The organism is Streptomyces sp. NPDC024017 (genome assembly GCF_040638895.1).
In the GTDB taxonomy this organism is placed as follows: domain Bacteria; phylum Actinomycetota; class Actinomycetes; order Streptomycetales; family Streptomycetaceae; genus Streptomyces.
In genome coordinates this window covers 18313-35740 of the sequence record NZ_JBEZYZ010000006.1, presented here as the reverse complement: position 1 = coordinate 35740, position 17428 = coordinate 18313, and the positions used below count along the sequence as shown (strand labels likewise).

Annotated in this window: 19 protein-coding genes and 1 pseudogene; 6 read left to right on the top strand and 14 right to left on the bottom strand. The window is 71.2% G+C overall.

Annotated features, from left to right (window positions below):
- Positions 1-6 precede the first annotated feature (6 nt).
- The 5 genes and pseudogenes from AB0G20_RS17190 to AB0G20_RS17170 form a co-directional block, all read right to left on the bottom strand.
- Positions 7-414, bottom strand: a complete 408-nt coding sequence (locus AB0G20_RS17190) for a YciI family protein (RefSeq protein WP_361302558.1) — start codon at positions 412-414, stop codon at positions 7-9.
- A 124-nt stretch (positions 415-538) separates the two neighbouring features.
- On the bottom strand, positions 539-1081 hold the full coding sequence (locus tag AB0G20_RS17185) for a DinB family protein (protein ID WP_361302555.1): 543 nt from the start codon (positions 1079-1081) through the stop codon (positions 539-541).
- Between the two features lie 478 nt (positions 1082-1559).
- Complete coding sequence (locus tag AB0G20_RS17180; protein WP_361302552.1) at positions 1560-2024, bottom strand: hypothetical protein; 465 nt, start codon at positions 2022-2024, stop codon at positions 1560-1562.
- Between the two features lie 302 nt (positions 2025-2326).
- Positions 2327-3133, bottom strand: a pseudogene (locus AB0G20_RS17175) (IS5 family transposase).
- 129 nt (positions 3134-3262) lie between these two features.
- Positions 3263-4024: a phosphoglyceromutase gene (locus tag AB0G20_RS17170; protein WP_361302549.1), complete on the bottom strand. Its 762-nt coding sequence runs from the start codon at positions 4022-4024 to the stop codon at positions 3263-3265.
- 181 nt (positions 4025-4205) lie between these two features.
- Between AB0G20_RS17170 and AB0G20_RS17165 the strand changes: the two genes are divergently transcribed.
- Positions 4206-5489 (top strand): MFS transporter, encoded by a 1284-nt coding sequence (locus tag AB0G20_RS17165; RefSeq protein WP_361302546.1) that lies wholly within the window; start codon positions 4206-4208, stop codon positions 5487-5489.
- 98 nt (positions 5490-5587) lie between these two features.
- Here AB0G20_RS17165 and AB0G20_RS17160 read toward each other — a convergent pair whose 3' ends face one another.
- Together AB0G20_RS17160 and AB0G20_RS17155 are read right to left on the bottom strand one after the other, a co-directional pair.
- Positions 5588-6124 carry a GNAT family N-acetyltransferase gene (locus tag AB0G20_RS17160; protein ID WP_361302543.1) on the bottom strand — a complete coding sequence of 179 codons (537 nt, stop codon included), beginning with the start codon at positions 6122-6124 and terminating at the stop codon, positions 5588-5590.
- Positions 6125-6423: 299 nt separating this feature from the next.
- Positions 6424-6759: a DUF6233 domain-containing protein gene (locus AB0G20_RS17155; RefSeq protein ID WP_361302540.1), complete on the bottom strand. Its 336-nt coding sequence runs from the start codon at positions 6757-6759 to the stop codon at positions 6424-6426.
- A 138-nt stretch (positions 6760-6897) separates the two neighbouring features.
- Here AB0G20_RS17155 and AB0G20_RS17150 point away from each other — a divergent pair, with 138 nt between their 5' ends.
- Positions 6898-7317: a nuclear transport factor 2 family protein gene (locus tag AB0G20_RS17150; RefSeq protein ID WP_361302537.1), complete on the top strand. Its 420-nt coding sequence runs from the start codon at positions 6898-6900 to the stop codon at positions 7315-7317.
- A 102-nt stretch (positions 7318-7419) separates the two neighbouring features.
- Here AB0G20_RS17150 and AB0G20_RS17145 read toward each other — a convergent pair whose 3' ends face one another.
- Positions 7420-8127 carry a hypothetical protein gene (locus tag AB0G20_RS17145; RefSeq protein ID WP_361302534.1) on the bottom strand — a complete coding sequence of 236 codons (708 nt, stop codon included), beginning with the start codon at positions 8125-8127 and terminating at the stop codon, positions 7420-7422.
- Between the two features lie 115 nt (positions 8128-8242).
- The gene (locus AB0G20_RS17140) at positions 8243-8668 is read right to left on the bottom strand and encodes a DUF2000 domain-containing protein (RefSeq protein ID WP_361302531.1); all 426 of its coding nucleotides are present in this window, start codon (positions 8666-8668) and stop codon (positions 8243-8245) included.
- Positions 8669-8717: 49 nt separating this feature from the next.
- Between AB0G20_RS17140 and AB0G20_RS17135 the strand changes: the two genes are divergently transcribed.
- Positions 8718-9536, top strand: a complete 819-nt coding sequence (locus AB0G20_RS17135) for an AraC family transcriptional regulator (protein ID WP_361302528.1) — start codon at positions 8718-8720, stop codon at positions 9534-9536.
- Positions 9537-9755: 219 nt separating this feature from the next.
- On the opposite strand, the gene AB0G20_RS17130 is transcribed toward AB0G20_RS17135, so the two are convergent.
- Together AB0G20_RS17130 and mshA are read right to left on the bottom strand one after the other, a co-directional pair.
- Positions 9756-10265 (bottom strand): YbjN domain-containing protein, encoded by a 510-nt coding sequence (locus AB0G20_RS17130; RefSeq protein ID WP_361302525.1) that lies wholly within the window; start codon positions 10263-10265, stop codon positions 9756-9758.
- Entirely contained in the window at positions 10258-11595 is a 1338-nt protein-coding gene (gene mshA, locus AB0G20_RS17125; RefSeq protein ID WP_361302522.1) for a D-inositol-3-phosphate glycosyltransferase, read from the bottom strand. The genes AB0G20_RS17130 and mshA overlap by 8 nt, the downstream gene beginning before the upstream one ends.
- A gap of 203 nt (positions 11596-11798) precedes the next feature.
- Between mshA and AB0G20_RS17120 the strand changes: the two genes are divergently transcribed.
- From AB0G20_RS17120 to AB0G20_RS17110, 3 genes are all read left to right on the top strand, one after another.
- Positions 11799-12617, top strand: coding sequence for a class I SAM-dependent methyltransferase (locus tag AB0G20_RS17120; protein ID WP_361302519.1), 819 nt, complete (start codon positions 11799-11801; stop codon positions 12615-12617).
- Positions 12618-12816: 199 nt separating this feature from the next.
- Positions 12817-13905 (top strand): NlpC/P60 family protein, encoded by a 1089-nt coding sequence (locus AB0G20_RS17115; protein ID WP_361302516.1) that lies wholly within the window; start codon positions 12817-12819, stop codon positions 13903-13905.
- Positions 13906-14207: 302 nt separating this feature from the next.
- Complete coding sequence (locus AB0G20_RS17110; RefSeq protein WP_361302513.1) at positions 14208-15554, top strand: SpoIIE family protein phosphatase; 1347 nt, start codon at positions 14208-14210, stop codon at positions 15552-15554.
- 47 nt (positions 15555-15601) lie between these two features.
- Here AB0G20_RS17110 and AB0G20_RS17105 read toward each other — a convergent pair whose 3' ends face one another.
- The 3 genes from AB0G20_RS17105 to AB0G20_RS17095 form a co-directional block, all read right to left on the bottom strand.
- Entirely contained in the window at positions 15602-15934 is a 333-nt protein-coding gene (locus AB0G20_RS17105; RefSeq protein WP_361303822.1) for a DUF2516 family protein, read from the bottom strand.
- A gap of 107 nt (positions 15935-16041) precedes the next feature.
- A complete protein-coding gene (locus AB0G20_RS17100; RefSeq protein ID WP_361302510.1) occupies positions 16042-16704 on the bottom strand; it encodes a hypothetical protein in 663 nt (220 codons plus the stop codon).
- 87 nt (positions 16705-16791) lie between these two features.
- A complete protein-coding gene (locus tag AB0G20_RS17095) occupies positions 16792-17415 on the bottom strand; it encodes a helix-turn-helix transcriptional regulator (protein WP_361302507.1) in 624 nt (207 codons plus the stop codon).
- Positions 17416-17428 lie beyond the last annotated feature (13 nt).

Sequence of the window (17428 nt, the reverse complement as noted above, 5' to 3'; positions counted from 1 at the left end):
GTGAGCTCACTCCGTGATGCAGGGCTTGGCGCCCATGAACGGGCGCACCTCCAGCCACTCGTGGATCGGCTTCCCTCCCGCCCCGGGGGCGGCTGACAGCTCACCGGCCAGCTCGACGGCGCGCTCGTAGCCGTCGACGTCGACGATCATCCAGCCGGCGATGAGGTCCTTGGTCTCCGCGAACGGTCCGTCGGTGACCGGCGGGCGCCCCTCACCGTCGTAGCGGACCCACGCTCCCTGGGGGGCGAGCGCCTGGCTGTCGACGAACTCGCCGGTCTTCTCCAGCCGCGCCGCGAAGTCGTTCATGTACTGCACGTGGGCCGAGATCTCCTCCGGCGTCCACTGGTCCATGGGGACGTCGTTGGACGAAGCCGGGGCGCCGCGGTAGTGCTTCAGCAGCAGGTACTTGGCCATCGTGTCTCTCCTCGGTACCGGTGCGACCCATCTTGGCCGCCTTCACCCCGGGGACGGAGCAGGGCACGGGTTCTCGACATCGCCGCCGAAGTCTTTTGCCGCCGAATTTTTCATGGGCAGGTGCTCATTGCCCGACGCGGCCGTCGATCCGTTCGCGCAGGAGGTCGGCGTGGCCGCAGTGCCGTGCGTACTCCGCGATCTGCGCGACCAGGATCTCGCGGAGCTGGAGTCGTCCGCCGGGTTCGGGGCCGAAGTCGGAGCGGCCGGCGTTGCGGGTGGCGAGGTCGGTGACGCCGGCCAGGTAGCGATCGGTGCGCTCGACCTCGGTACGCCACTGCCGCCAGGCCTCGTCCACGACCGCCGGGTCGGCGACCGCACCGTTGAAGTCACCGTCCCGGTCTTCCTCCGTGCGGTACAGCTTCGGCGCGTCCTCGCCGGCCATCACCCGGCGAACGTGCCGCTCCTCCTCCGTCAGGTGCCGCACCAGCCCGAGCAGGGACATCGTGGACGGCGGGGTGGATCGCCGGGCCATCTGCTCGGCGTCCAGGCCCGCGCACTTCATCTCCAGAGTGAGGCGGTAGGCGCGCAGGTGGTCGAGGAGAATGCCGCGCTCGTCGACCGGTTGGTCGTCGGTCTCGCGGGGGTCGTCGTCGGGGTCGACCCACATGTCGGGGTAGATGGTCGACTGCGTCCACCGGTCCGTCCCCGACGTCGCTGAACTCGCTGCTATCGCTGTACTCGCTGACATCGCTGCAATCGCTGACGGCTCGTTCGCCGCTCGTTCGCCGGTGTGCTCGCCGGTGTGCTCGCCTGAGACCATGCGGGCATGGTGGACCGGGCGGGGCGGGTCCGCCACCGAATTCCGACCCGTCAGCGGATCTCCTCGGCCGGCGCGACGATGATGCCGCCGGGGCCGCGGACGTGACTGACGGCCCGGGGTTCCGCTCATCGGCCCATTTCGGGGCGGTCCTCAGCGGCAGCGGCTCCCCGATGCGCTCGCAGTGCGGTTCGCGGAACTTCGAGTTCGGTTCGGGGGAACGGCCGGCCCCAGTGAGACTCGTAGGCCTCCTCGCCCTGCTCGTGCGGCCCGCCCGGCGTACGGCTCTGGCGGACTGACCCTACGTGCAGACGCGTTGGCAGGCGCATCAGAGATGGCGCTTGGACGCTCGGACCAGTCGGCTGATGTCGTCGCGGGTCTTCACCCTGCGCTGGTCCAGTTCGGTCCTGCTGTCCGTCTTGGTCAGGGCTGTGACGTCCGCAAGTGCAGCTTCTGCTGCCTCGCTCAAGGCGTCGTCATCGGTGATCATCTGCACCCGGAAGAGAGCTTCTTGGGCGTTGGAACGCAGGTCGTATGCGCGGACTCGCACCACGCTGGGGTCCTCGTGCGGTGGTTGTTCGTGTTCGCAGAACCAGAGATGTACCAGGCAGCGGCGGTAGTTGACGAGTGCGCCGGCGTAGGCGGAGTAAGCATCGAGTCGCTCCTGCCGGAGCCTCTCATGGCGGGTGAACTGATGCCCCTTGTCGGTGGTGCGCTGCTGAAACGCCAGGGTGAGCCCCGAGCCGAGCAGCGTCCCCAGAACGGCTATGGCACTGGCGATGATGGTCTCCACACCCCAAGCTGATCACGTATCGCCGACCGGGCGCAGTACCCGCTCGGCTCTCACGCCAACACGATTTCCAGCTGTGTTGGTGGGGTGCTGGGCGGTGTACGAGGGCGTTCACCTGCGTTCGTGGGTGACGGCCACCTTCGTGGCAGCGCCCCCAGGTCTGGTCTGAACAGCAGTGAACGACGGTGAATGAGACGGAAACTGAGACGGCCAGACCCGGTCGCGATCACCCGTTGACTAGGGCTCATCGCTCACCGAGGTAGCCCAGTCGCGGAACAGGCGCAGCACTTCCCTAAGACACCGTTTCAGTTGGTGAGTCGGCGGTAGCTGATGAGGGATGCGGCTATGCCGACGAAGGCCAGGAAGTGCTCGGCCTTTCGCTCGTAACGGCGGTGCAGCCTTCGACATCCGCCCAGCCAGGAGACCGTTCTCTCGACGACCCAACGGTGTCGGCCGAGCCGCGTGGACGACTCGATGCCCTTGCGGGCGATGCGGTGGCGGATGCGACGCTCACGAAGCCACTTCCGCAGGTGGTCGTAGTCGTAGCCCTTGTCGGCATGGAGCTTGGCCGGACGCCGGCGGCGCGGGCCACGGCGGGAGCGGATGGGCGGGATCCCGCGCACGAGCGGCTTGAGGCCGAGGCTGTCGTGCATGTTGGCACCGGAGATGCCCAGCGACAGCGGCATGCCGTTTCGGTCGGTGATGAGGTGGATTTTCGAGCCCGGCTTGCCACGGTCGGTCGGATTCGGTCCGGTCAGTGGCCCCCTTTTCCGCCTGGACGCTGACAGAGTCGATCGCGCACCGCGACCAGTCCAGCTCGCCCCGAGCGCCGAGTTCGTCGAGGATCACCCGGTGCAGCCGGGTCCACACCCGCTCCCCGCCCACTGGGCGAAGCGCCGGTAGACCGTGGGCCAGGCCGGCCCGAATACCGGCGGCAGCTGCCGCCAGGTGCAGCCCGAAGTGGCCACGAAGATGATCGCTGCCAGGCATTCGCGGTCACCGGCCCGACGCCGCCCGCCACCTTGCGGCCGTATGACCTCCGTCGGAGGGACCACCCGCCGAAACAGCACCCACAACTCGTCGGGCACCAACCGCTCCACCAGATCCGTCATGCACGGCTCAACGAGCGATCACGCCATCAGAAACGATGTCTAAGCGCGACGGCCCAGGGACGGCCCAGCCTCACCAAAAAGCCCCCACCCTGCCAAGAAACCGCAGGTCGGGGGCTTTCTAGCGTCGCGCTACTTCTTCTTCCCCTGGTTCTTGACCGCCTCGATGGCCGCCGCAGCCGCCTCGGGGTCCAGGTATGTGCCGCCCGGGTTCAGGGGCTTGAAGTCGGCGTCGAGCTCGTAGGAGAGCGGGATGCCCGTGGGGATGTTGAGGCCCGCGATGTCCGCGTCGGAGATGCCGTCGAGGTGCTTGACCAGGGCGCGGAGCGAGTTGCCGTGGGCCGCGACCAGGACCGTGCGGCCGGTCAGCAGGTCGGGGACGATCGCGTCGAACCAGTACGGGAGCATGCGGACGACGACGTCCTTCAGGCACTCCGTGCGCGGGCGCAGCTCCGGCGGGAGGGTCGCGTAGCGCGGGTCGGCGAACTGGGAGTACTCGGCGTCGACGTCCAGCGGCGGGGGCGGGGTGTCGTAGGACCGGCGCCACAGCATGAACTGCTCCTCGCCGAACTCGGCGAGCGTCTGTGCCTTGTCCTTGCCCTGCAGGGCGCCGTAGTGGCGCTCGTTCAGGCGCCACGAGCGGTGGACCGGGATCCAGTGGCGGTCCGCGGACTCCAGGGCCAGCTGGGCCGTGCGGATCGCGCGCTTCTGGAGGGACGTGTGGACCACGTCGGGGAGGAGGTCGGCGTCCTTCAGGAGTTCGCCACCGCGGACTGCCTCCTTCTCGCCCTTCTCGTTGAGGTTCACGTCCACCCAGCCGGTGAACAGGTTCTTCGCGTTCCACTCGCTCTCGCCGTGGCGGAGGAGGATCAGCTTGTACGGTGCGTCGGCCATGCCTCAGAGCGTAATCCACGCTTTCGCCCGTTCGCGTGGCTGCCCGGCAGGCGGACGTTTGACCGGATCTGCTAATCGAGTGGCCCCTGGCAACCGACGGCTTGTAATTTGCGTATGCCGCCAGCGCTGCTTACATGCGCCGGCTACGAGCGCCGCTGTCACCTTTGCCTCCGGGGGATCCATGCCGTACGCCCTGCGTGCCCGACGTGCCGTCCGGGAGACGGTCTCCGGTCTCCCCCGCGAGTTCTGGTGGCTGTGGACCAGCACGCTGGTCAACCGGCTCGGCGCGTTCGTCGCCACGTTCATGGCGCTGTACCTGACGGTCGACCGCGGCTACTCCGCCACGTACGCGGGTCTGGTCGCCTCCCTGCACGGGCTCGGCGGGGTGGTCTCCTCGCTGGGCGGCGGGGTGATGACCGACCGGCTGGGCCGGCGGCCGACCCTGCTGATCGCGCAGGCCTCGACCGCCGTGTCCGTGGCGCTGCTGGGCTTCGTGCGCGACCCGGTCGCGATCGCCGGCGTCGCCTTCCTCGTCGGCATGGCGAGCAACGCCTCGCGGCCCGCCGTGCAGGCGATGATGGCCGACATCGTCCGGCCCGAGGACCGCATCCGCGCCTTCTCCCTGAACTACTGGGCCATCAACCTCGGCTTCGCCGTCTCCTCCATGGCCGCCGGGTTCATCGCCGAGGTCAGCTATCGCGCCGGGTTCCTGATCGAGGCGGGGATGACGATGGCCTGCGCGATCCTCGTCTTCCTTCGGCTGCCGGAGTCCAAGCCGGCCGAGACGGCGGTGCAGGCGGGCGCCCCGGACAACTCCATGAGTCTGCGCACCGTGCTGCGCGACGGGCGGTTCATGAGCGTCGTCGGGCTGTCCTTCCTCGTCGCGCTGATCTTCCAGCAGGGGGCGGTGGGGCTGCCGGTGGCGATGGGCGAGGCCGGTTTCACTCCGGCCGAGTACGGCATGGCGATCGCCGTCAACGGCGTACTGATCGTCGTCCTCCAGATCCCGGTCACCCGCTTCATCGAACACCGGGATCCCCGCCGGCTACTGGTCGTCTCGTCCGTCCTCGCGGGGTACGGCTTCGCGCTCACCGCCTTCGCGGGGTCTTTGGGGGTCATCGCGCTCACGGTGTGCGTGTGGACGCTGGCGGAGATCGTCAACGCGCCGACCCAGACGAGTCTTGTCGTACGGCTGTCCCCGGTGCACGGACGCGGGCGCTACCAGGGCATGTACACGATGTCCTGGTCCGTGGCCGCCCTCGTCGCTCCACTGCTGTCCGGGGTCGTCATCGACCGGTTCGGGGCGCGGTGGTTGTGGGGGTTGTGCGCGGTGGTGGGGACGGTGGCCGGGGTGGGGTACGCCGTGCTGATGCGGCGGGTGCCGGAGGAGGCGGAGAAGGTAGACGGGGTCGGGGTGCTGCCGGCCGGGCCGAGCAGGGAGGCACGACGGAGCGGGACTCTGTGACCCAGCCGGTTCAGGTCATGTCGCTCGCGCGGGAGGCACACCGCTCCCCGGCGTGACGGTGTTCGCGGGCCGCGGCGACGTCGTGACCTCCCGGCCCGTCACATCGGCAGGGAGTGCAGTCGCACCCGCCCGGAAGGCCAGCCCGCGGTGCCGTGCAGGGGCGTCACCATGGTGCGCAGCGGCATGGTTACCAAGCGGGAGCCGGGTTGCTCGACGACTACGTCCGTGTCGAGCGGGTGCCATCCGAGGCGCTGGTACAGCGGCACGAGAGGAGGCCGGCAGAACAGGAGCGCATGCCGGGGGCCCTGTGTGCGAGCGTGGTCGAGGGCCGCCGCGAGCACGAGCCGGGCCAGGCCCTGACCCCGTACGCCGGGCGCAACGGCCACTCCCCCGACGCCCACCACCTCTGTCTCCACGTCCCCGATCGCTATGGGCAGCCGCAGCAGACCGGCGTGTGCCACCAGCCGGCCGTCGAGTCGGACGCCGAAGTGTTCCTCCTTGGGAAGCCAGGTCAGACCGGCCCCGGCAACACCGAAGGGGTCGTCGCCGGTGCCGAGGATCTCGTCCTGCTCGGTCTTCGTGTAGTGGGTGAGCCGCGTGACGGCCGGTGTTGCGGAGGGCTGGTTCGCAGACATACCGGCATGATCGTCTCTCCGCACGTGGTCCCACACCCGGCGCCCCGGACGCACGGGACGGGCTGCGCGGCCGGCGCTGGCAGGTCTCCCGCTGGCCATCGACGAAGCCCGAACGTCGGTTGGGTCCCGGACGACTTCTCCGGGCCGCCCCCGGACAGATCGGGGATGCAACCATTCCCTGCAGAGCTGGAACCCCCGGAAGCCGGCCGCGCGTCGAAGACCCTAGCCCCGGGCACTGACAACGGGGCGGGACTCCGGGCGCGGGCGTCGCGTCCCACCCTCCCCCCGGGACGGCCGCACTACCCGTCCACAAAGCCGAGCTCCGTGTCCGGCCTGCACTGCGGGCAGGCCTTGATTCCCTCGGCGAGGGCCCGCCGGGCATGGTCGCGGTCGACGCCCTTGCTGCGCCGGCCGGCGTTCCAGCAGCCGCCGACGTGGACGTACACGGACTCCTGTCCGGACAGACCGCGCTCGATCAGCCAGTCCGGGGAGGGCGGCCGGGCCAGGAGGCCGCGGCGGTGTTCGGCCTGGCGGCGTTCCTCGTCCGCGATCCACCGACGGGTGCGTGCCAGGTCGCGCTCCTGCACGCGCTCCAGGAAGCGGAGCAGCGCGAGCCGCGACTCTGGATCGTTCATGCGTTCGATTCTAGGATCAGGGCCGCCGCACTCCCACCCCGGGAACCCACGGGCCCACCAGGAAGGTGAGGACCAGCACCGCTCGGGTTACCTCCGAGGTAATCGACGATCCTCCGGCGCCCCGGCAGGCTGGGTTCCATGACGCCTACCGACACCGCGGAAGCCACCCGCTCCACCGTCCGGAAGTTCCTCGAACTCCGCCTCGCGGGCGACACCGAAGGACTCACGGCTCTCTTCGCCGACACCGTCGACTGGATGCTCGCCGAGAACGCGGCCGTGCCCTGGATCCGGCCTCGGTCCACCGCCGCCGAATGTGCGGCGCAGGCCGATGAGCTGGCCCGGTACACCGTCCCGGAGGAGGCCCGCGCGTCCGTCGACACCGTTCTCGTCGACGGGACCGACGCCGTGCTGATGGGGCAGCTCTCCGGGACCGTCCGGGCGACCGGCAAGGCCTTCTCGGGGCCCTTCGCGTTGCGGCTCACCGTCGAGGGCGGGCGGATCACCCGGCATCACCTCTACGAGAACAGCGTGTCGATCGCCGCCGCCTGTACGCCCTGACGCCCTGACGCCCGGCGCGGGCCCTTCGAGGTCACCGGCTGACGTCACCGGCCGACATCACCGGCCGACATCCGCCGACGTCACGGGCCTCACCCGCCGACGTCACCCGCTGACCGCACCGGTCACGACCCGGACGTACTGCCGCCTGTCCTCGTCCCGCACGACCACTCCCAGCCGTAGCAGTTCCCCGCGCAACTCCCGGGCCTCCTCGGCGTCGTCCTCGTCCTTGCGGGCCTGGGCGCGGGCCCGCAGCAGGGCGTCCGCGCCCGCGGGCAGGCCGGGGGTGCCGGGCACCCAGCGGCGGAACTCGGCGCGGTGCGGATCCTCCGGCGCCCACGGGTAGCCGTGCCCGGTCAGGGCGTCCGCGAGACGCTGCCAGTTCAGGCCGCAGTGTTCCCGCGCCAGTTCGAGGCTGTCCGGGCCGAGCAGGACGAGTTGCTTGCCGTCCCGGAAGAACACGGCGATCTCCTCGCGGCTGAACTCCTGGGCGCTGTCCCGGACGGTCAGGGTCACGTGGGTGTCGCAGACGCGGACGGACAGCGACTCGTGCGCCGCCGTGAAGCCGAGCAGCAGGCCGCCGAGCACGCCGACCGCGGTGGTGCCGAGGGTGAGGGCGGGTTCCGGGACCGAGGTCAGCAGCTCGGCCGGGCCTTCGAGCGGTGACCACGGGAGGGCCAGCAGCAGGCGGGCGAGGAGCGGGAGCAGGGCGCCGGCCACGGCACCGCAGGCGACGCAGAAGAGCACGATGACCCAGGCCGATTCGGCGAGTTCGATGGCCTTGCCCGCCCGCGCCCGGGGGCTCTTCCGCATGGGAACGTTCCTGGCTTCCTCCATGGGAGCAGTCTCTTCAGGAGCCGCCCGCCCTGTCGTCAGCCGTTGGTCTACGCGCCCGCGACTTTGGTCGTCCTCCCGCCCGCGTCCGGACTCACGGGTGCATGCGCGCCCCCTTCACCACCTTGTCCACGGCGTTCTTCGGGCCGTAGACCGCGAGCCCCGCGAGATCCAGGTCCGCGGTCGGCACGGCCCGTACGGCGGCGCGGTTGTCGCGGTCGTTGCCCGTGGAGAAGAGGTCGGAGGTGAAGACCGCGCGGGGCAGGGCGCGGGAGAGGGCACGGGCGTGGGCGGTGGTCAGGGTTTCCTTGGTGGCCTCGAAGACCATGACCGGCTGGCGGAACATGGGGAGGTAGGGCACGCCGTCCGCGTCCTCGTACGGTTCGCCGATCACCTCGGGAAGCTGGGTTCCCAGGCCGCTGACCAGGAACGATGTCACATTGAGGCGCTGCCAGGGCTCCAGGTCCGCGCGCAGCAGTACGGCGATCTTCGTGTCGAAGCGGATCGGTTCGGTGTTCATGGTCCGAGCGTGCCCGGCGCCCTCCGCCGGGGTCTTGTACGTTCTTTGCATGGCTTCTCCGCCCACCCGCACGAGCGGGCCGGACCGGCAGCGGATCGTCTCCGCCTGGCGGCCCGCCGTCCCGGGTGTCGTCGAGGTCTTCCACGCGCGGTTCACCGAGTACGCGTATCCGATGCACGTCCACGACGCCTGGACGCTGCTGATCGTCGACACCGGCGCCGTGCGGTACGACCTCGACCGGCACGAGCACGGCACCCCGCACGACAGCGTGTCGCTGCTGCCGCCGCACGTGCCGCACAACGGCTCCCCCGTCACTGCGGAGGGCTTCCGCAAACGGGTGCTGTACCTCGACGGGACGCATCTCGGGGACGAGTTCATCGGGGCCGCCGTCGACCGGCCCGATCTGCGCGATCCCCTGCTGCGGCGGCGTGTGGGGCAGTTGCACGGCGTGCTGGGCCGGCCCGGTGAGGAACTGGAGGCCGAGAGCAGGCTGTTGTTCGTCGGGGAGCGGTTGCGCGGGCATCTGCGGGGCGACCCCGCTTCCCCTCGGCCGGCCGATCCCGTTCTCGCGCGGCGGCTGCGCGAGTTGCTGGACGAGCGGATCGTCGAGGGCGTCGGACTGCGGGAGGCCGCCGGGCTGCTCGGCGCCCATCCCGCCCATCTCGTCCGGGCGTTCAGCACGGCCTACGGCATCGCCCCGCACCAGTACCTGACGTCCCTGCGCGTGGGGCACGCCCGGCGGCTGCTCCTCGAGGGGCGCTCACCGGGCGACGTGGCGGTGGCGGCCGGGTTCTACGACCAGTCGCACCTCACCCGGCACTTCCGCAAGCTGGTGGGTGTGCCGCCGGGGCGTTATCGGGCCGGTTAGGGCCTGTCGTTTGGATCAGGTCGCAGGGAAGCGACGGTGCCGTTCGACGCCGGTGAGCGGGGTCTGGTGCGTGTCTCTGCAAGGCGGAGGAGGGCGTCGACGCGATGGGGGTCCCTCCCGCGCGAGCGCAGCCGAGCGTGGGGGAGTCGGCAACCGACGACAACGCGGCAGAGGCGCGTGCCAGACCCCGCGTCTGCGGGCTGATCCAAACGACAGGCCCTAGCGCTCGGCGCGCTGGGTGAGGTGGGCGAACGCGTCCAGGTTGCGCGTCGGCTCCCCGCGCGACACCCGCCACTCGTACTCCTTGCGGATCGCCGAGGCGAAGCCCAGCTCCAGCAGGGTGTTGAAGGCGCCGTCGGAGGCCTCCAGGACCTGGCCGAGCAGGCGGTCGAGCTCGTCGGCGGTGACGGCGGACAGGGAGAGGCGGCCGGTGACGTAGACGTCGCCGTGCTGGTCGACGGCGTAACTCACGCCGTAGAGCTTGAGGTTGCGTTCCAGGAGCCAGCGGTGGACGCCCTGCTCGTTCTCGTCGGGGTGGCGGATGACGAAGGCGTTCAGCGACAGGGAGTGGCGGCCGACGATCAGGGAGACCGTCGTCTTCAGCTTGCGGGTGCCGGGGAGCTGCGCGACGTAGGTGCCGGGCCGGGGGCTCTCCCACTCCAGTTCGGCGTCCTTCAGCGCTCCCTCGACGACCTGTGCCGCGCGCTGTTGCTGATCGGTTTCACCCATGCAGCGAGCGTACGCGACGGCGGTGCGCCTGCATCGCGGCCGTGTAGACGTCCGCCGTGGCGGCGGCCGCCGTGTCCCAGCCGAAGGACTGGGCGTGCCGGGCGGCCTGGTCGCCCAGCCGGGGCGCCAGCTGCGGATCGTCGGCGAAAGCGCCCAGCACGCGCGCGTAGTCGGCCGGATCGTGCCCGCGGACGAGGAAGCCGGTGTGCCCGTCGCGCACGGCGACCGGCAGACCGCCGACCGACGCGGCGAGGACCGGGGTGCCCGCCGCCTGCGCCTCTATGGCGACCAGGCCGAAGGACTCGCTGTAGGAGGGCATGACCAGCACGGAGGCGGCGCGGAACCAGTCCGCCAGCTGCTCCTGCCCGACCGGCGGGCGGAACCGTACGACGTCCGCGATGCCCAGGCGCGCGGCCAGCTTCTGCAGGCCCTCGGGCTTGGCGAGGCCGCTGCCGGAGGGTCCGCCGACGACGGGCACGAGGATGCGCGAGCGCAGTTCGGGGCGCTCGTCGAGGAGGACGGCGACGGCGCGCAGCAGCACGTCCGGGGCCTTCAGGGGCTGGATGCGGCCGGCGAAGAGCGGGATCAGCGCGTCCTGGGGCAGACCGAGGCGGGCCCGGGCGGCGGCGCGGCCGTCGGCGGGCGAGAAGCGGCTGAGGTTCACACCGGGGTGGACCACGGCGACCTTGTCGGTCTCGGCCGCGTAGTGCCGTACGAGTTCGTCGGCCTCTTCGGTGGTGTTGGCGATGAGGCGGTCGGCGGCGGAGACGATCTGGGTCTCGCCGATGACGCGGGCGGCCGGTTCGGGGGTGTCGCCGTCGGCCAGGTTGGCGTTCTTGACCTTGGCCATGGTGTGCATGGCGTGCACCAGGGGGACGCCCCAGCGCTGGGCGGCGAGCCAGCCGACGTGGCCGGAGAGCCAGTAGTGCGAATGGACCAGGTCGTAGTGGCCGGGGCGGTGCCCGGCCCAGGCCTGCATCACACCGTGGGTGAAGGCGCACAGCTGGGCGGGGAGGTCCTCCTTGTTGAGGCCCTCGTAGGGACCGGCGTCGACGTGCCGGACGAGGACGCCGGGGGCCAGCTCGACGGTCGGGGGGAGGGCGGCGGCGGTCGCGCGCGTGAAGATCTCGACCTCGATGCCGTGCGCGGCCAGGCGCTGGGCGAGCTCCACGATGTAGACGTTCATGCCCCCGGCGTCGCCGGTGCCCGGCTGGTGGAGCGGGGAGGTGTGCACGGAGAGCATCGCGACGCGGCGGGGCCTGCGGTGCAACCGCAGGCGCGGCGGCGACGACGCGGAGCGCCGGCCGAGCCTGCCGATGTACTGGCTCACGTGGCGTTCCTCCTCGCTCCGGGCATGCCTTCGCAGGGCGCACGGTGCCCTCCGACGGGGTGCAACACCGGAAGGAGGTGCTCCATTTCCCGATTCAGGAGTTTTACCGAATCATTACCGCCTGTCGCTCAACCGTTCGAGGGCGGAGGGGCCGGGGCCAGGGCCCTCCGGGGTCCCATCCGGGGCCGCATACCCTCGTACGCATGGCATCCCGCGCAGCGACCCGACCCCTGGGCACGGTGACGCGCGGGACGACCAACCCCAATCGGCTGCGCCGCATGGACCGCTGGATCGCGGCCACGCACGGCGCCGAGCTGCGCCGCGCCGCCGACCCGGTGGCGGTCGACCTCGGCTACGGCGCCGCCCCCTGGACGGCCGTCGAGCTGCTGCAGCGCCTGCGTACGGTCGCGCCACGCGCGCGTGTGGTGGGTGTCGAGATCGAACCGGCCCGGGTCGCGGCGGCGCTGCCCTACGAGCGGGCGGGGCTCGCCTTCCGGCACGGCGGCTTCGAGATCCCGATCCCGCAGCGGCCCCTGCTCGTCCGCGCGGCGAACGTGCTGCGGCAGTACGAGGAGGGCGAAGTCGAGGCCGTGTGGCGGCGGCTGTGCGCACGGCTCGCACCGGCCGATCCGGCGACCGGGTCGCGCGGCGGGCTGCTGGTCGAGGGGACCTGCGACGAGATCGGGCGCCGGCACGTGTGGGTCGCGCTCGGCCCGGAGGGACCGCGCACCGTCACCTTCGCGACCCGGCTGGGCTCCCTGGAACGCCCCTCGGACCTGGCGGAACGCCTGCCGAAGGCGCTCATCCACCGCAACGTCCCGGGCGAGCCGGTGCACGCGTTCCTGCGCGACTTCGACCGCGCCTGGGCGGCCGCCGCGCCCTACGCCTCCTACGGCGCCCGGCAGCGCTGGATCCGGGCGGTACGGGACCTGACGGCCGACTGGCCGGTGGCGGACGGGCCGGCGCGGTGGCGGCAGGGCGAAGTGACGGTGCGGTGGGAGGCATTGGCCCCGGGCGCCTGACTCCTCTCGTCCGGAAAGGGCCCGTTGGGAACGATCTCTTTGAGTCGTTCGTCACACCAACGGGGCGATCGTGATGCCGGTGGCATACCTGCGATGGGGTGACGGGAAGTACTGCCCCCTGTCGCTTTCCGAGCCGGCATGGCAGCATCCCCAGGCGAAACGCACGTTACTGACGGTTAATCAGTTTGGGGGCTGAGGTATGGGAACGGGCAAGCGCGGCCTGATCGCGACGGCGGTGGCCGTGGTCTGCGCGCTCACGGTGCTGGCCGCACCGGGCACGGCGTTCGCGAACCCCACCCCCTCACCCACCCCGAGCGCGGGCCCGACGCCGGCTGCCGCCAAGGACCTCGAGGCCGTCCGCAAGAAGCTCGACAAGCTCTACCGCGCCGCGGGCCGCGCCACCGACGAGTACAACGCCGCCGAGGAGAAGGCGGACAAGCAGTCCGCCGAGGTCGTCGAGCTGGCCAAGAAGATCGTCAAGGGCCAGGAGAAGCTCAGGAAGCTGAAGGACCGTGCGGGCGCCGCGGCCGCCGCCCAGTACCGCGGGGGCGGGCTGCCGCCCGAGGCTCATCTGGTGCTGAGCGACGATCCACGGGATTTCCTCGACGGCGCGGGCCGGGTCCGCGAGGGCCACCGTGCGACCAAGGGCCTGCTCGGCGAACTGACCCGCACCCAGGAGGACTTGGAGCAGTACGCCAAGGACGCCTCCGCGCAGTGGAAGAAGCTGGAGGCGGGCCGCAAGGCCAAGGCCGCCGCGCAGAAGAAGATCGAGAAGCAGATCGCGCAGGCGGAGAAGCTCGAGTCCGAGCTGCAGCAGGAGGAGCAGGAGCGCCTCGCCGAGCTGGAGAAGGAGGCCGCGAACAAGGCGCAGACCGCCTGGCTCGACTCCGGCATACTCCAGGAGATCAATGGAAAGGCCTCGGAGCAGGGCAAAAAGGCCGTGAAGTACGCCACGGCCCAGATCGGCAAGCCGTACCAGTGGGGCGCCGAGGGCCCGAAGACCTACGACTGCTCGGGGCTGACGTCACAGGCCTGGCTGTCAGCCGGACGCGGCATCCCGCGCACCTCGCAGGAGCAGTGGAAGCAGCTGCGGCACATCGACGTCCAGGACATGCGCCCCGGCGACCTCATCATCTACTTCGGCGACGCCAGCCATGTCGCGATGTACATCGGCGACGGGGCGATCGTGCACGCGCCGCGCCCCGGGCGGACCGTGACGATCGCGGGGGCCGGATCCATGCCCATCCTCGGGGTGGTACGGCCGGACGCCGACGCCGCCGCCGACTGAACGCGGGCGGCGGCCCGACGACCGCACACCGGATGTCGGACGCCTGCGGTGACCTGGCCCACGTGACCCAGTCCACGCCTCACCGCGGGCCAAACATGCGCTGACGTGACGTTCGTCATCCCCCCAGCATCTCCGAGCTGTCCAACTGCGGGGCATATCGCGGCATATGACACTGGCCGGTGGCGCAGCGGCGTGGCTCACACCATTCCAATGCGGCGCCGACACCCGCTATGGTCCCCGTCGGTGGGTCGAGGTCCCTCGTCCCCGCCGTGCCCTCGGGGGGAGGGAAGGAACCCAAGACGATGCCCGTACCCATACCGCGGCAGAGAGCGATCCCGGCCGTGGAGAGTGGTCAGGCGCAGGCCGCGTCCCCGCGCTGCGGCTCGGCCGAGGAGTCCGTGAAGGACGCCTCGCCCGCGGGCCGCACGCCGGACACCGCCGGGAACACCACGGACAAGGTGGAGAACAACACCGCCCACACCAACCTGACGCTGCTGCTGATCGAGGACGACCCGGCCGGTTCGCCGATCGTGCCGGACATGCTCGACCAGGCCGGCAAGCCGATCCGCGTCCGCACGGCCCGCAACCTGACGGAGGCCGGGCGGCTGCTGACCGACGACGTCCACTGCATCCTGCTGGACCTGGCGCTGCCCGCGCCGGGCCACGGCGATTCCGAGGACGAGCTCGCCGTGCTCAGGCACGTGCTGGAGCTCGCGCCCCGGCACGCCGTGCTGGCACTGACCGCGTCCGGTGACGCCGAGCGCGGCGCCGAGGCGGTGCGCGTGGGCGCCCAGGACTACCTCTTCCGTGACGAGCTGGACGGCAGGCTGCTGAGCAGGGCGATCCGCTACGCCGTGGAGCGCAAGCGCTCCGAGTCGGCCGAGCGCCGGCTCGCCGAGGGCCGGCTGCGCGCGCAGGAGAACCGCCGCCTGGAGCGCGGTCTGCTGCCGACACCGCTGCTGGAGGGCTCCTCGCTGCGGTTCGCCGCCCGCTACCGCCCGGGCCGCTCGCGCGCGCTGCTCGGCGGCGACTTCTACGACGTCGTGCGCACGCCGGACGGCACCGTGCACGCCATGATCGGTGACGTCTGCGGGCACGGCCCGGACGAGGCCGCCCTCGGTGTGGAGCTGCGGATCGCGTGGCGCGCGCTGACGCTGGCGGGCCTGTGCGGCGACCAGCTGCTGGGCACCCTCCAGCAGGTGCTGGAGCACGAGCGGGCCGACGACGAGATCTTCGCGACCCTGTGCACGGTGGACATCGCGCCGGACGGGCGCCGCGCCGGGCTGTGCCTGGCGGGTCACCCGTCGCCGCTGCTGGCCAGCCCGGGCAAACCGGCCCGCCTGCTGCCGTACGACAACAACGGCCCGGCGCTCGGGCTGCTGCCCGGCGCCCGCTGGCCGCGGATGCAGGTGGAGCTGGGGGCCGAGTGGAGCCTGATGCTCTACACCGACGGCCTGATCGAGGGCCACATCGGCCAGGGCCGGGAGCGGCTCGGCCAGGACGGCATGACGGAGATGGTCCGCCGCCAGTTCGCCGAGGGGCTGCGGGGCGAGCAGCTGCTGCGGGCGGCGGTGAACGAGGTGCGCGACCTCAACGGTGGCGAGCTGACGGACGACGTGGCGGTCCTGCTGCTGGACCGCGTGCCGTAGGCGTCCCGGGCGCCGATGCCGCGAGGCGCCGACGCCGCTGCGGGCCCTTACCGGCCGCCGTTGTACGGGCCGTAGGGGCCGTCGCTGCTGGAGCCGCGCCGGCTGCGGCCGCCGCCCGGGAGCGCCCGGATCGCGGGCCGTACGTCGACCATGTACACGATCGTCGCGATGAGGCCGATGATCGGCAGGAACGACAGGATCGGGAAGAGCAGGTTCACCACGAAGGCGATCCCGAGGATGATCAGCCAGAAGGGCTTGGTCTTCTTGTCGGCCGCGCGGTAGGCGTCCTCCCGGCGCACCGCCGCGTCGAACAACGCGAAGCCGCTGAAAACGATCAGAGCCATGCTCAGAAGCCACATAAACCCTGCGAAGCCCTGCATCAGCACAACGTCCACCACCTGACTCGGCTCGTCCTACGCGGTCACCGTACCCGTACAACGGGCCGGACACCCCCAGGGTGCCCGGCCCGTGTGGCCGCTCCGCCGTCCTACTTGGCGGGCGGGGTGGTCTTCTTCGCGGTGGTGGTCTTGCGCGCCGGGGCCTTCTTGGCGGCGGGGGCCTTCTTCGCCTGGGCGGCGGCGGCCGGCTTCGCCGGCTCCTCCTTGACCTCGACCGGCTGCGGCTTCGGCTCGACGGCCACGGCCAGCTCCTCGACGCCCTCGGCGACGTCCTCGATGCTGTCGGCGGCCTCGCCGCGCCAGGTCCGCACGGCCTGCTCGCCGTGCTCGGCGACCTTCTCGTAGGTCTCGCGCGCCTTGACGGCGTACTCGGCGGCCACGCCGACGCCGCGCAGCGCGAAGTCCTGAGCGCTCTCGCCGAACTTCTTCAGGTCCGAGTCGATCGTGCTGCCGAGCTTCTTGATGTCGACGTCGATGGAGCCGATGAACTCCGTGACCTTGGTCTGCAGGGTCTCCTGCGTCTCCTTGACGCGGGCGGAGGCCTCCTTGGCCCGGGCGGACGCCTTCTCCTGCACGGCCTTGGTGTCGGTGTTGCGCACGGCGTCGATCCGCGCGGGAGCCTCGGAGCGCAGCTGCTCCACCAGGGCCGGCACCTTCTTGGCCTGCTGAAGGGCGAGGTCGGCGGTGCCTGCGGCGAAGTAGAGCGGGGTCGGGTCGCTGAAGGTCTTGCGCAGGTCGTCGGTGATGGCCATGGTGATGGTCCTCCCGGATTCTGTGTCGCTTGAGGGTGCGGCTGAGGGTTGTGTGATCCGCGGCGGGCGGCCCATGCCCTGGTCCGGCTAGCCGGCCGTCTGCTGCGGATCGGTGTCGCCGGCGCCCTTGCGGGTCCGGCGGGTGGCGGGCTGACCGCCGTCGTTCGTGATCTCGCTCTTGCTGACGCTCTTACGGCTACGGCGCCGGGCGGGCTGACCGCCGTCGGCCGGGCCGGTCGGCGGTATCTCCGTGCCGGCGTCGGGAGCGTCCCCGTCGACACTCACCGCACCGTCAGCGGCGACGACACCGACGATGCCCACGCCGTCCGAGCCGTCCGGGACATCCGAGCCGTCGCCGGTCCCGAATCCGTTCTCCTTGCGGAAGGACTCGTAGATCTGCAGCAGCACCTGCTTCTGCCGCTCGTTCAGCGTCGGGTCGGCGAGGATGACGGCCCGCGTCTCCACGTCGTCCCGGTCCCGCTCGGCGTCGAGGATGCCGGCCCGTACGTACAGCGTCTCGGCGGAGATCCGCAGCGCCTTGGCGACCTGCTGCAGCACCTCGGCGCTCGGCTTGCGCAGACCGCGCTCGATCTGGCTCAGATACGGATTGGACACCCCGGCGGCCTCGGCGAGCTGCCGCAGCGACAGCTGCGCAGTGCGCCGCTGCTCGCGCAGATAGTCACCGAGATTGCCGACGTTGAGCGAAGCCATGCCTCCACAGTGC

What these genes read in the sequence shown, in the direction of transcription:
- AB0G20_RS17160 (WP_361302543.1), bottom strand. Translation starts at nt 6,124, where the DNA reads ATGTCTGCGAACCAGCCCTCCGCAACACCGGCCGTCACGCGGCTCACC.
- AB0G20_RS17105 (WP_361303822.1), bottom strand. Translation starts at nt 15,934, where the DNA reads ATGCAGGGCTTCGCAGGGTTTATGTGGCTTCTGAGCATGGCTCTGATC.
- AB0G20_RS17120 (WP_361302519.1), top strand. Translation starts at nt 11,799, where the DNA reads ATGGCATCCCGCGCAGCGACCCGACCCCTGGGCACGGTGACGCGCGGG.
- AB0G20_RS17110 (WP_361302513.1), top strand. Translation starts at nt 14,208, where the DNA reads ATGCCCGTACCCATACCGCGGCAGAGAGCGATCCCGGCCGTGGAGAGT.
- AB0G20_RS17150 (WP_361302537.1), top strand. Translation starts at nt 6,898, where the DNA reads ATGACGCCTACCGACACCGCGGAAGCCACCCGCTCCACCGTCCGGAAG.
- AB0G20_RS17185 (WP_361302555.1), bottom strand. Translation starts at nt 1,081, where the DNA reads ATGTGGGTCGACCCCGACGACGACCCCCGCGAGACCGACGACCAACCG.
- AB0G20_RS17135 (WP_361302528.1), top strand. Translation starts at nt 8,718, where the DNA reads ATGGCTTCTCCGCCCACCCGCACGAGCGGGCCGGACCGGCAGCGGATC.
- AB0G20_RS17130 (WP_361302525.1), bottom strand. Translation starts at nt 10,265, where the DNA reads ATGGGTGAAACCGATCAGCAACAGCGCGCGGCACAGGTCGTCGAGGGA.
- AB0G20_RS17100 (WP_361302510.1), bottom strand. Translation starts at nt 16,704, where the DNA reads ATGGCCATCACCGACGACCTGCGCAAGACCTTCAGCGACCCGACCCCG.
- AB0G20_RS17190 (WP_361302558.1), bottom strand. Translation starts at nt 414, where the DNA reads ATGGCCAAGTACCTGCTGCTGAAGCACTACCGCGGCGCCCCGGCTTCG.
- AB0G20_RS17095 (WP_361302507.1), bottom strand. Translation starts at nt 17,415, where the DNA reads ATGGCTTCGCTCAACGTCGGCAATCTCGGTGACTATCTGCGCGAGCAG.
- AB0G20_RS17145 (WP_361302534.1), bottom strand. Translation starts at nt 8,127, where the DNA reads ATGCGGAAGAGCCCCCGGGCGCGGGCGGGCAAGGCCATCGAACTCGCC.
- AB0G20_RS17165 (WP_361302546.1), top strand. Translation starts at nt 4,206, where the DNA reads ATGCCGTACGCCCTGCGTGCCCGACGTGCCGTCCGGGAGACGGTCTCC.
- AB0G20_RS17155 (WP_361302540.1), bottom strand. Translation starts at nt 6,759, where the DNA reads ATGAACGATCCAGAGTCGCGGCTCGCGCTGCTCCGCTTCCTGGAGCGC.
- AB0G20_RS17140 (WP_361302531.1), bottom strand. Translation starts at nt 8,668, where the DNA reads ATGAACACCGAACCGATCCGCTTCGACACGAAGATCGCCGTACTGCTG.
- AB0G20_RS17115 (WP_361302516.1), top strand. Translation starts at nt 12,817, where the DNA reads ATGGGAACGGGCAAGCGCGGCCTGATCGCGACGGCGGTGGCCGTGGTC.
- AB0G20_RS17170 (WP_361302549.1), bottom strand. Translation starts at nt 4,024, where the DNA reads ATGGCCGACGCACCGTACAAGCTGATCCTCCTCCGCCACGGCGAGAGC.